At 32.9% G+C, this 13,034-nt stretch carries 12 protein-coding genes; 5 read left to right on the top strand and 7 right to left on the bottom strand.

What is annotated here, in order from left to right; translation table 11 throughout:
- The first annotated feature begins 3 nt into the window (after positions 1–3).
- Together F0000_RS09210 and F0000_RS09215 are read left to right on the top strand one after the other, a co-directional pair.
- Positions 4–732, top strand: coding sequence for an NYN domain-containing protein (locus F0000_RS09210; RefSeq protein ID WP_149624428.1), 729 nt, complete (start codon positions 4–6; stop codon positions 730–732).
- A gap of 49 nt (positions 733–781) precedes the next feature.
- Positions 782–2,338, top strand: coding sequence for an NAD(P)/FAD-dependent oxidoreductase (locus tag F0000_RS09215; RefSeq protein WP_149624429.1), 1,557 nt, complete (start codon positions 782–784; stop codon positions 2,336–2,338).
- A gap of 3 nt (positions 2,339–2,341) precedes the next feature.
- On the opposite strand, the gene F0000_RS09220 is transcribed toward F0000_RS09215, so the two are convergent.
- The 7 genes from F0000_RS09220 to F0000_RS09250 form a co-directional block, all read right to left on the bottom strand.
- Entirely contained in the window at positions 2,342–3,544 is a 1,203-nt protein-coding gene (locus F0000_RS09220; RefSeq protein WP_149624430.1) for an ATP-binding protein, read from the bottom strand.
- A 105-nt stretch (positions 3,545–3,649) separates the two neighbouring features.
- Positions 3,650–5,458, bottom strand: coding sequence for a cytochrome-c peroxidase (locus F0000_RS09225; protein ID WP_149624431.1), 1,809 nt, complete (start codon positions 5,456–5,458; stop codon positions 3,650–3,652).
- A gap of 18 nt (positions 5,459–5,476) precedes the next feature.
- Positions 5,477–6,937 carry an alkaline phosphatase PhoX gene (locus F0000_RS09230; RefSeq protein WP_149624432.1) on the bottom strand — a complete coding sequence of 487 codons (1,461 nt, stop codon included), beginning with the start codon at positions 6,935–6,937 and terminating at the stop codon, positions 5,477–5,479.
- Between the two features lie 650 nt (positions 6,938–7,587).
- On the bottom strand, positions 7,588–8,340 hold the full coding sequence (locus F0000_RS09235) for a trypsin-like serine protease (protein WP_223148888.1): 753 nt from the start codon (positions 8,338–8,340) through the stop codon (positions 7,588–7,590).
- Complete coding sequence (locus tag F0000_RS09240) at positions 8,294–8,602, bottom strand: trypsin-like serine protease (RefSeq protein ID WP_149624434.1); 309 nt, start codon at positions 8,600–8,602, stop codon at positions 8,294–8,296. The genes F0000_RS09235 and F0000_RS09240 overlap by 47 nt, the downstream gene beginning before the upstream one ends.
- A gap of 347 nt (positions 8,603–8,949) precedes the next feature.
- On the bottom strand, positions 8,950–9,714 hold the full coding sequence (locus F0000_RS09245; protein ID WP_149624435.1) for a TIGR02757 family protein: 765 nt from the start codon (positions 9,712–9,714) through the stop codon (positions 8,950–8,952).
- Positions 9,715–9,793: 79 nt separating this feature from the next.
- On the bottom strand, positions 9,794–10,462 hold the full coding sequence (locus F0000_RS09250) for an ABC transporter ATP-binding protein (protein ID WP_149624436.1): 669 nt from the start codon (positions 10,460–10,462) through the stop codon (positions 9,794–9,796).
- Between the two features lie 810 nt (positions 10,463–11,272).
- On the opposite strand from F0000_RS09250, the gene msrA reads away from it, so the two are divergent.
- The 3 genes from msrA to F0000_RS09265 all read left to right on the top strand — a co-directional run bounded on the left by msrA (position 11,273) and on the right by F0000_RS09265 (position 12,795).
- A complete protein-coding gene (gene msrA / locus F0000_RS09255) occupies positions 11,273–11,830 on the top strand; it encodes a peptide-methionine (S)-S-oxide reductase MsrA (RefSeq protein ID WP_149624437.1) in 558 nt (185 codons plus the stop codon).
- 10 nt (positions 11,831–11,840) lie between these two features.
- Positions 11,841–12,437, top strand: a complete 597-nt coding sequence (folE, locus tag F0000_RS09260) for a GTP cyclohydrolase I FolE (protein ID WP_149624438.1) — start codon at positions 11,841–11,843, stop codon at positions 12,435–12,437.
- A 61-nt stretch (positions 12,438–12,498) separates the two neighbouring features.
- A complete protein-coding gene (locus F0000_RS09265; RefSeq protein ID WP_149624439.1) occupies positions 12,499–12,795 on the top strand; it encodes a hypothetical protein in 297 nt (98 codons plus the stop codon).
- Positions 12,796–13,034: the final 239 nt, after the last annotated feature.

The following is a 13,034-nucleotide window of genomic DNA, read 5'->3' on the forward strand; positions in this document are numbered from 1 at the left end:
AACATGATAAACCACACAAAATTGGCCGTCTTAATTGATGGAGATAACATTCCTTCTAAGTATGTGAAAGAAATGATGGAGGAGATTACTAAATATGGAACTCCCACTATAAAAAGGATTTATGGCGATTGGACACGGCCAGATTTATCAAAATGGAAAAAGATATTGCTGGAGAATGCTATCAACCCAATTCAGCAATATAGTTACACTACAGGAAAAAATGCAACAGATTCTGCGATGATCATTGATGCAATGGATATTTTATATTCAGAAAAAGTAAACGGATTCTGCCTTGTCTCTTCTGATAGTGATTTTACCAAATTAGCAACCCGATTGAGAGAAGCGGGTATGGTAGTATACGGTATTGGAGAAAAGAAAACTCCTGACCCGTTCATTGTTGCCTGTGATAAATTTATTTATTTAGAAATTTTAGGAAATGATGATGAAAAAAATAATGAAAAAGGAAAATCTAATAGATCGAATTTAGATAAAATTACACCAAAGATAATACGTTTATTAAAAAATTCGGTATCTGATGCGGCAGATGAAGATGGCTGGGCATTTCTAGGTGATGTAGGTTCTTTAATTTTAAAAAAACAACCTAATTTTGATTCAAGAAATTTTGGTTTTGAAAAATTGACTCCATTGTTTAAATCATTAAATCAATTCGAGATGGAGCAACGAGATCAGAATAATAAAAAATTTAAACTCGTTTACGTTCGTAATAAATAGATCTGATTTTTTTAAGTATTGTATCTTCGCAAAAAATTGAACACATACATTGCAATACGAATTCACTATACAAGTATCTCCGGAAACAGCTGCTGATTTTGAGAAATTAAGGTTTCAGGTTGCCAGAAAGAATGGGATTCCCACACAAGAGATTAGGCACATAAATATCTTAAAAAGATCTATTGATGCACGACAGAAAATCATAAAGATTAATCTGAAAGTACGCGTGTATGTCCAGGAAGATTTTATAAATACACCTATCCAATTACCAGCATACGCAGATGTTTCTAACAGTACTGAAATTGTAATAGTGGGGGCAGGACCTGCCGGGTTGTTTGCTGCTTTACGATGTATTGAATTAGGATATAAACCTATTGTACTGGAAAGAGGTAAAGATGTAAGATCCAGACGTAGAGATCTTAAAGCGATTAATAGAGATCATGTGGTTGATGAAGATTCTAATTATTGTTTTGGCGAAGGAGGAGCCGGGACATATAGTGATGGTAAATTATATACGCGATCCAAAAAACGAGGGGATGTACATCGTATTCTTCAACTTTTAGTAGGTTTTGGTGCTACGAACCAAATTATGGTAGAAGCACATCCACATATTGGAACCAATAAATTACCGGCAATTATTGCTGCAATCCGTCATAAGATCCTTGAATGTGGAGGAGTAGTACATTTTGAGACCAGAGTTACAGATCTAGAAAGTAAGAACTCTGAAATAACGACCGTAGTATTACAAAATGGAGATAAAATTGCAACTAATAAAGTTATTCTGGCAACAGGGCATTCTGCCAGAGATATTTTTGAGTTGTTATATAGAAAAAAAATAGAAATAGAATCAAAACCTTTTGCGCTTGGTGTTAGAGTAGAACACTCACAGCAATTAATAGATCAAATCCAATATAAGTGTGAGGTACGGAATCCATATTTACCACCATCTCCATATAGTATTGTAAAACAAGTAGGAGGTAGAGGGATGTATTCTTTTTGTATGTGTCCGGGAGGCGTAATTGCCCCATGTGCTACGAGTCCTGGAGAAGTTGTAACGAATGGATGGTCGCCATCCAAAAGGGATCAGCCTACTTCTAATAGCGGAATTGTTGTAGAATTAAGATTAGAAGATTTTAAAGCGTTTTCTAAACATGGACCACTGGCAGCTATGTATTTTCAAAAAAATATCGAGCAACAGGCGTGGCGGGTAGGAGGAGAGACGCAACGAGTGCCTGCACAGCGATTAGTGGATATGGTCGAACAAAAAATATCATCAGACTTGCCCGAAACTTCGTATAAGCCTGGTGTAATGAGTGCAGATATGAGTGAAGTATTTCCCGAATTTATTCATACCATCCTTAGGCAAGGATTCAAAACTTTTGATAAAAGTATGAGAGGGTATCTCACCAATGAAGCGGTAGTCCATGCGCCTGAGTCCAGAACATCTTCTCCTGTAAGAATCCCTAGAGATAGAAAAACATTAGAGCATACCCAAATCAAGGGATTATATCCTTGTGGTGAAGGAGCAGGATATGCCGGTGGTATTATCTCTGCAGCTATAGATGGAGAAAAATGCGCAGAAGCTTGTATAAATGCTATTAAATAATATCTATTTTTTAATCGAAAAATCAAAAGTAGTTCCTTGCCCAACAACCGAGCTAACTTTAATAAAACCTCCGAGGTTTTCTATTAGTTTTTTTACCGTTGATAAACCAATTCCATTACCTTTATTGCCACTTCTATCTGTATCACTGGCGGTAGTAAACAATTCAAAAATAATTTCGGTTTTATCTTTAGGAATTCCTATTCCATTATCTTTTATTCCAAAATAATAAAATGAATCATCCTCAGAGTTTTCAATAGTAATAATGATATGTTCCTTATCATTATATTTGATACTATTTCCTATAAGATTAAAAAAGATTTGTTTGATAGCTGATTTATTACAATTTAGAAAAGTATTAGATTCCGGAAAGTTTATAGTAAAATCTTCTTTGATACTAAGTAATTCTGTTATTTCTCGAATAAGGTTATTGAATCGAAATATTTCTGATTTATTTTGTACTAAGTTATCACTCTCATAATGATCCAATACACCATTAATATAATCACTCATAGAGAAAGATGATTGCTTTATGTAATCAAAATATTCTAATGTTTCTTTATCCATTGAGTTTGCTAATTTTAATTTTAACAAATCAGAGGTGGTAATTACATTTGCTAGTGGCATCTTGAGATCATGAGAAATAACCCTAGCAAATTCTTTTAATGATTCATTACGTTTTTTAAGACTGCCTTGCATTTTTTGTAAGTCTTTATTCTTTTTATTTAATTCAAAAAGAACTACAACTTGATTAGCTAAAGATTTTAGAGATTCAATTTGTTTATCACTGAGTTTTTTAGGTTTACTATCTATTACACATAGTGTTCCTAATGCAAATCCATTAGTATCTATAAGAGGTATACCTGCATAAAAAACTACTAATTTTTCTATATCAGTTAAGGGGTTATTATAAAAGCGATCATCCGTTCTGGCATCTTCAATGATGAAGGGTTTAGTAGGTTCCAGGATAGCGTGCGCGCAGAAAGATTGATCTCTCGAAGTTTCACGAATTGGTAACCCATGAGTAGACTTAAACCACTGCCTCTTGCGATCAATCAATGAAATAAGAGATATCTCTGTATCACATAGGTATGCCGCAAGAGAAGTAATTTCATCAAATTTTTTCTCTGATTCGGTATTAAGGATGTCAAGAGCATTTAGAGCTTCTAATCTAAACTCTTCATTTAACGGGGTTTTCGGTACTATCATCTTCATTCAGAATTGCCTTGTGTGAAACAATTCTTAATAAAATTAACAAAAATAAATTAAAAATTAACAATTATCGCTGTCAATGTCCTATATAGCCATATAAACCTAGTATTTCATTGTTTTATCTTCCAAGGTTTTCATAAATGCGATTATATTTTCAATTTCTTGTTCAGAAAGTTGAAGAGAGACCGGAGGTAATGTTTGATACTGTTGATGAATACCAATTCCCGCACCTCCACCTCGATTATAAAAATCCATCACTTCTTCTAAGGTATTGTATACGCCATTATGCATATATGGAGCTGTTTTACTAACATTTCTTACTGTAGATGTTTTAAAAAAGTGCTTTCTTTCTGGAGTTTTATAGATATAAAACCTGCCTAAATCATCACTGATGGTTGCATTTACTGTATCCTTGTACTTTGGGACACCGATAAGCTCCATTTCGGATTCTTTATAATCCGGTGGAACTGTTCCATTAAATAGGGGAGCAAAGTGACAGGTAGCACATTTTGCCTTACCATTGAATAAATTAAAACCATCAATTTCATTCCTGGTTAATGTGCTTTCTGTACCATTAATATTGTTATCAAATTTAGAATCAAAAGGAAGTAAACTTCTGATATAACTAGCAATTGCGTTTCTGATATCGTTATTGTTAATTTTTCTATTCGGATATGCTTTTGAGAATTTTTTGGTGTATGTACTATCGCTTACAACCGTCTTTTCTAACGTTTCCAAATCTGTATGGAATTCATTTTTATTTTCTACCACATTTATAATTTGTCCTTCTAGTCCTCCTGCTCTTTTATCATAAAAAAAATCTTGTTGTAAAGCTGCATATAGTAATGTTGGGCTGTTACGGCTAACTCCTTTGGATATTTTTAGCCCATCCGTAAAAGCTTTTTCTGGTTGATGACAAGTTGCACAACTCATTTGTTTGTTATTCGATAGATTGGTATCATAGAAAAGTTTTTTACCAAGTGCAATCTTTTCTGGGGTAGTTGTACTAGAATTTTGATCTGCAAAATAGTTTATATTGAAAGTATCTGTAGAAAAAAGAGAAATAGCATTATTTTTTATAGCCAATTCAAAAGGAAATTTTACATTCCAGTCAGTTACTGTCTGATTCCAAAGATCCAATTGCTTGTGAGTATGATTTTTGATAAAATGATACCGATCAAAACTATTAAAATCGCCTTGTAAATCGGTAAGTGTAGCATTAATTTCTGTATTCCAGGAGTTAAGCAAGTTCGAGTTGTTAAATTCATCTTCTAACATGGGTAAATATGTTTGTAGACTTTTGTAAATCACCTTAGAATCTTCTAACGAATTTTCTAACACGGGGGAATCAAAACCTGTAATTCCGGTAAGTGCAATTCTAATGATCGCTTTTCTGAATAACCAAAGGAAATGATATGTTTTTAGATGTTTGAAGCTTATGTTTTCCTGAACTAAATTTAATCGATTGGATATTAGTTCTGTTTGTTTTATGACTTCATCTACATTAAGAGAATCCGCATACATCTCTTCTTCTAATACCTGATATCCTCCAGGAGATTTAATTTTGATATCCGTATAATCTTCTTCTTCAACCTTTAGGATATTAGGTTGATTGAGAAATCCATAATTTTCTACATCCAGAAAAGATAGGAGAGGCTCTGCTTTTTTAAAATAAATTCGTGAATTAATAAAATTACTTTTTATAGATGGGTCTTGTTTAATACTATCAAGATATACCCTGGCAATAGCGATATCCTTTTTAAACTGCAATTGCATTAATGTATTAAAAGGGATTTTTTCGACTTTTACATCCTGATGACAAGAGGATGAAATAAGTAATAATAAGAGGCTTATCATACGATAAGCCTCTTTTCGAATTCTATGGTTTAACAACAATTCTGGTATTTTCATATAATGTATCAAACAGTATTATCTATCTAATCCTTTGATGATGTACAACATGCTTCCTTCTTTTCTACTGTCTGCAAGATTAGGATTTGCGGTTGGATCAGTAAAAGGAGTACCATCTGATTTTTCCCATCCGTGATTCTGAGTGATTAGGGCAAAAGTTTTATCAACTCCGATCACATCAGAAATATCAATCATTCCCGTGATTTCCCAGTTTTTATCAATGGTACCATACCCTTGAGCAGTTGCAGCTACCTGATCGCATTCTAAAACTACTTTTAATGCACCAGAATTAAGATTATACTGGTATAATCTTGCAAAGTGATCTGCAGCAGGTTTGAAATCTTGAATTCCATTAGGATCTTCCTGAATGTAAACGTAGTTTTCTGTTACTACAATATTGTCAGGACTATGAAATGCTTCTGCTTTTCCGTTTTCTTTATCTCCATCCAGTAAACAGGTGATTTTTCCTGCTCCAGTTGGATCATTTTCGTTTAATGTTACTTTATAGATTCTTCCTGATCGAGTTCCTTTACCAATTAAATCAGGTTTATCTCTCCCCGTAACAGCAAAGTATACTTCTCTATTATTTGCAGCAGATCCTCTTCTCCAGTCAACATCTTCCAGTCTGGAAAATCCCATAACACCTTTTTGTTTTGCCTCAGCATCTAATAGGTCAATCTCTTTTTCTTCTAATTCTACAAACTCCATATCATATGCAACACCTTCTTCCATATCCATTTCATATGTAACATCTGGGGCAGTAACTTTAAGTCCATAAAGTTTTCCTCCAGTAAGATCTCCTCTATCACCTACATACATACCTAATTGCCCAGAAGGGATTTCATTATTACTGTTATCATCTCCAATAAAAACAACTGTTTTATCCGCATAAGCGTCTTTACCAATGGCAACTGTATTCTCTGTTGACCATTGTCCCATCGTAGTTAACATTCTTGGAGTAGAAGCGACGGATGTATCTCTATACGGGTCCGTAGCAAAAACACCTTTGGAATTACCTCCCCATTCTCCACCAGATAAGTACATTGGGCCAAAACCATGCTCATCTGGTGTAATCATAGAACCAGAACATTGAGCTGTTTCTGCAGTAGCTGTGGCATTCAATATATGTTCTCCTTTTATTGGTTTAAAAGTTTCATCTAATGTAATTCTAGCGATAGAATAATCTGCTTCTATATTATTGATAAGCGTATAGGTTCCATCAGTATTTTTTAACAATCCAGCACCATCTGCCATAGATCCATAAGTAAAACCAGGAATATAAGTGTCTTCTGATGAAAGTAAATTGTAAATTTCTATATCAGTAAAACCAGACATTTTCTTTAATAAAACAGGAGATGTAGAATGATTTTTTAATTCAATAAGACTTCCGGAAGGTGGGGTTGTGGTATCGTCGTCGTCGTTACATGCAATTAATAAAAAGCTAAAAAGTATAGCCATAAGATAAAAGTAATTTTTCATGATCGTGTGGAATTTTTTATTTTTCACAAAAGTAGATCACGACTCATTATTTAGGTTTTAAGAAGATGTTTTATGTTTATTAATATATTATTATGCTATAGTGTGTAATGTAAAATTATTGTTACTACATATATTTGTTGTGGTAAAAAGACCTATGTGTATTTTTATAAAATACTGTTGATTACTTAACTTTACGTTTTTTAGATAACATTTATATGTTTTTGTTATTGAGATAGATAGCAATACATAAACAATATTTATTTTACGGATCATTGTTTTATCAAAGAGAATATTAGCAGATATTTATACTCAAAATGATAAAAATCCTTTAGGGAAGTATTAAAATTGTTTCATTAAAAATTATTCTTAGAATTCATTTAGAGTACTGCTTTGATCTACAAAATTTACATTTTGCATGCTAATTTTGTTGGTTTTTTCAACCGTAGCTATGGATATGTTGAAAAAAAAATACTTTATTATTGTACAAAAGCCAAACTTTTCGGTCGAAAACCACTACTCAAGATAAGTTCTTAATCATACACAAAAATAAATGCTGATTTATGTCAGAATGAGAAGTACTATAAAAAAATACTTTCTTAGGTCATTCTGATATAAATCAGTATCTAAATTAAAAAAAAAATTAAAAAAAATTATCTTTTAATAGCAAAAAGACTACTATCCAAACTTTCTGCATCTTGTAATAAATACATTCCTGTGGGAAGTGACGTTATTGCGATACTGGAAGTCTGATTCGATTGTAATACTTTTTTGCCTGATAGATTGTATATTTTAATCTCTTTTATGGCTCTTTTTGAAGAGACATTAATTACATCCCGGGCAGGAACTGGCCAGATATTAACTGTTTTTTCACTTGCCAAATCGGCAATTCCCAGAGTAATATCTTCTTTGTATGGCTCGATACCAGTTTGTTCTTGTATCCAGATTGCTGCATTAGCAACATTGCCCCAAAAACCATAATCGGTACAGGGAGTTCCTTCTCCACCGCTAACAGCTCCTACCAGTATTCTTTCTGATTTGTCTTTGTTAAAAACCACTAATGGTCCACCGCTATCTCCTCTGCAAACCATTCTTCCTTCGGTTTCTTCAACTCCGATAAGTTCATCAGATAATTGCACCTCTCCAAATTTTAATAAAGCACCTTGCAAATGGTCTGGAAGTCCTCCATTAGGACCAAGTTGTCCCCAACCGGTAGCATAACATTCCATATCTTTTTGTACATACCCTTCTGTAAAAACGTCTGCGGATGCATACTTAATTGCTTTGGCATATTCACCAGATAAATCTAATGGTGTTTCTAATTCTAAAAGACTTAAATCACATTCATCACAAGGAAAACTAATGGCTCGCTTTACCACAGATGTTTGACCCAGTAGATTTATCACTTTTTTTGGTATAGCCAACTCCTATGGTTCTACCAACAATACCACCGATACAGTGTTCTGCTGTTACAATCCAGGTAGGCCCAATAATAGCACCTCCACATCCACCTAAATCTGCCTGATACGGATGATTTTCAATTAGTACATCTTCTCCATTTTTAATTTTTGTTACATCACCTGTAGATTCAATCTTTGTTTGAGCCGTTACCTGATAAGTGAATAAGCAACAAGCTAGGCTCAAAACGCACACATAAATTTTTTTCATAATCTTGAAATTTAAATTGGTTCGATTACTTTAAAAACTGTAAATTTTTCAAAATATTACTTTGATCTCAGGTTGGTTTGTATCTAAAATGTAAGATTTTAATTGCCTAATATAGAAAGAGCTTAAAATTATGATAGATGCCTGTTTTATATGTGTTTATGTATAAATTTTAGAGATAAAATATTGCTGAAAAAAAACAGATTCTTTTTTAAAAAACAGATTTCTATTTTTAGATTCAACCTTATTTGTAAGAAAAAACTTTATTGAAGCTGAAAGGTTTTGATGTCTTCTGGCAGCGTGCCATTTCTCCATGCAGAGTAATTAAAGCATGCGATAATTATTAAAAATCAAAATTTTTCAAAAACCCCAAGACCAAATAACGCATAGTCATATTTTACCGGATCTGTAGGATCAAATGATCGTAGTACACGATCTAATTCTTGTACAGCTTTACCATCATTTTGTTTTCGTTTTAATATCCCGAGTTTACGAGCGATTGTCCCTGAATGTACATCGAGCGGACAAGATAATTGTGCGGGCGATAATTTTTTCCAAATGCCCAAATCCACACCAGCTTCTGGGTTTCGAACCATCCATCTAAAAAACATATTGATACGTTTTGCTGCAGAGTTTTTATGAGGGTCACTAATATGTTTTTCGGTTCTGCCAGGGTGGGGCAGACTAAAAAACTCTTTTTTAAAATAATGGATAGCATTTTGAAGATCATTATCACCGGCATACAATCTGAAAAAACCTTCCATATCCCGATACTTATTATACAGGTGCTGTAAACTTTTAATAAAATAAGAAAGATCTGTGCTGTTGAAAGTTCTGTGTACAAAACCCTTTAAGTCTTCGAGATCCGCAGGGGTATGGTTCATAATATAGTCATAAGGTGAATCGCCCATAAAATGAACTAATTTATGCGCATTGGTAAGAATGCTTTTGCGATTTCCCCAGGATATGGTCGCTGTTAAGAATCCTGAAATCTCGATGTCTTCTTTTTTTGTGAATAGGTGTGGGATCTGTACCGGATCTGTTTCTATAAACTTTGGATGTTCATAAAAAGCCGCTTTTTCGTCTAAAAACTCTTTAATCTCAGCTTTGGTCATTTTTTTGGAAAATCTTTTCAGGATTGTGGTCTTACCCTATAAAGTTGTTTAAGTTAGATGTATTAGAGAAATAGTCTGGTTAAGTCTTATCCACTATCTTGCCATCTACCATTACTAATTTTCTGTCAGCCATATTAGCAAGTTCTCTATTGTGAGTAACAATCACAAAGGTTTGCCCAAACTCATCTCTAAGCTTAAAAAACAATTTATGAAGATTCTCAGCAGCTTCACTATCCAGATTACCCGAAGGCTCATCCGCAAATATTACTTTAGGATTGTTAACCAAAGCTCTTGCAACTGCCACACGTTGTTGTTCTCCCCCAGAAAGCTCACCGGGTTTATGGCTGTATCGATGACCCAAACCTAAAAAAGTGAGTAGTTCTTTTGCTCTTCTTTCTGCGTTGGCTTTTGGTGTCTTTTTTATAAAAGCAGGAATACATACATTTTCCAGAGCAGTAAATTCTGGTAATAATTGATGAAACTGAAAAATAAACCCTAGTTTTTCATTTCTGAATTTTGATAATTGTTTTTGTGATAAGAAATTAATTTTACTTCCGTCAATAAACAAATCACTATTTCTTTTTTCGTTTGCTTTATCCAATGTGCCAAGAATTTGTAATAGTGTTGTCTTTCCAGCGCCAGAAGACCCTACAATGGATACAATTTCACCTTTTTTAATATGTAGGTCTACACCTTTTAGTACATGTAGGTCTCCATAATTTTTATGAATCTTATTAGCTCTGATCATCTGTATATTTATTAAAGCAGTGAAAGTAACTAATATCCTAAAAATCGACAAAATTATCTATTTAAAAGAAATTTAAATCTGAAGAAATAGTTCGATTAAAGTAATTGATACGATTTATAACTAAAAATTTCGCATATTCATCGTTTCTTTTTCCTTTCTACTTCGTTTAAAAAATAAACCGTAGCTATAGCTATGCTTGATTTTTTTGCCTTGCATAAAGAAAAAATAATTCAATGAATTTATACGAATTTTTTAATCACAAATCGTATGAATCAGGATTTACACTCTTTTATTTTTTTAAATGAACTTATCTTGACTTTTTGTTTTTAACCGAAAATGAATTGAAATTTGACCAGATGAGGCACTTTTTGTACTCTATAGTAGCATTAAAGATGAAAGAGTAAAGAAATGTGGACGAATTTCAGCGATTTTTTAGGGAATAGAAAAAGTTGAGATGAGTTCATTATACATAGATTATAGTTAGAACATGTTTAAAAACAATGCAAACTGATTGTCAAAGTAATGACCAGCAGGCAGAAGGGTTTTTAAACATACTCTTAAAGATTTACCTGAAGAACCAAAAAACATACTAAGCTTGTATCTAATGGTAACTTATTTAGTTTTGTGGTTAGATAATAAACATAAGTCCGAAAGTCGTAATATAAAATGTAAAAAAAGCTTTACTTTTCCGACCTATCTGCAAAATGAATAAGAACAAGAAGATACGATACTAATGAAAAGTTAAAAAAAATAATTTTGTTTAATATACCTGTATATTTGTTAAACAAAATGATTTTTTCTAAAGATACTATGAAAAAAAATAACATACAGATCGCTGTTTTTGCAGGGGGATGTTTTTGGTGTACTGAAGCTGTTTTTCAACGTTTAGCTGGCGTACATCGGATAATATCAGGTTATACTGGTGGTACAATCAAAAATCCAGCCTATAGAGAAATCACTACAGGAAGAACGGGTCATGCAGAAGCTATAAAAATAGAATATGATGCAGAAATAATTAAATTTACTGAGTTACTAGAGGTTTTTTTTGTTACTCATAATCCTACTACACTAAATAAGCAAGGAGCTGATCAAGGGACACAATATAGAAGTGCTATTTTTTATGTTGATGAAAATCAAAGACAGATAGCAGTTACTATGATCAAAAAACTTTCTGAGGAGGCTGTGTTTGATAATCCGATAGTTACAGAAGTTACAGAATTGGGACCTTTCTATAATGCAGAAGATTATCATCAGAATTATTACAATCAAAATAGTAATCAAGGTTATTGCCAATTCGTAATTAATCCTAAACTGGATAAATTACAGACTACATTTAAGAATAAATTAAAGAAACAAATCCAGGATTAATTATATAACAATGCCATATAGAAAATTTGAAGAGTACAATATAGAGGTTACAGAAGAGGTAAAAGATAATTTTTCATCCATTATAACAAACTTAGGAGAAGATATAAAAAGAGAAGGCATTGTTAAAACTCCTGAGCGTGCGGCAAAGGCAATGCAATTCCTTACTCAGGGATATCACCAGAACCCGGAAGAGATTTTAAGGGGAGCTATGTTTAAAGAAGATTATGATGATATGGTTATCGTTAAAGATATTGAACTGTATTCACTATGTGAGCATCATATGTTACCTTTTTTTGGAAAGGCTCATATAGCATATATTCCTAATGGACACATTGTAGGGTTGAGTAAATTACCTCGTATTGTAGATGTCTTTGCCAGAAGATTACAGGTACAGGAAAGATTAACGCATGACATTCTGGAGTGTATCAATGATACGATAAAACCAAAAGGAGTCGCTGTCGTTATAGAAGCTTCTCATATGTGTATGATGATGAGAGGCGTACAAAAGCAGAACTCTGTGACAACTACTTCAGGGTTTAGAGGGCAGTTCGAAAAAATGGAGACCCGTACAGAATTTCTAAGATTAATTACTGCAGATCTGACATGATTTTTTTTTGGAATACTCTTTGCTTTATATTTTGTAAATTACTTATTATTAATATTCAAATATGGCAAATGGGAAATATAAAACATTAGGAGTGAGTATCCTCTTTGATATTGTAGGAATTGTAACTTCTTCGTATGTTATTCCTATTATTGGAGATTTAGGAGATGTTGTCTGGGCTCCTTTAGCGGGATGGTTAATGACTAGAATGTACAAAGGAAATGTGGGTAAAGCTGCAGGAATTATTACGTTTATTGAGGAGGCAATTCCAGGATTGGATTTTATTCCTACATTTACTATTATGTGGATATATACCCATGTATTTAAAAAAAAATCTGCAAAAGATGTTATCGAAATCTGATATTATAATACTATCCTCAAATGAAATTACCTGTTAAAATCATTTCTTTTTGTTTCGCAGCCCGAAATAAACAATAATTAGATTCAGTTTCCGATAATTTTATATAAGAACAGGTGTAATACGATTTGTGATTAAAAAATTCGTATAAATTCATTGAATTATTTTTTCTTTATGCAAGGCAAAAAAATCAAGCATAGCTATAGCTACGGTTTATTTTTTAAACGAAGTAGAAAGGAAAA

Source organism: Aquimarina sp. RZ0, assembly GCF_008370685.1.
Taxonomy (GTDB): domain Bacteria; phylum Bacteroidota; class Bacteroidia; order Flavobacteriales; family Flavobacteriaceae; genus Aquimarina.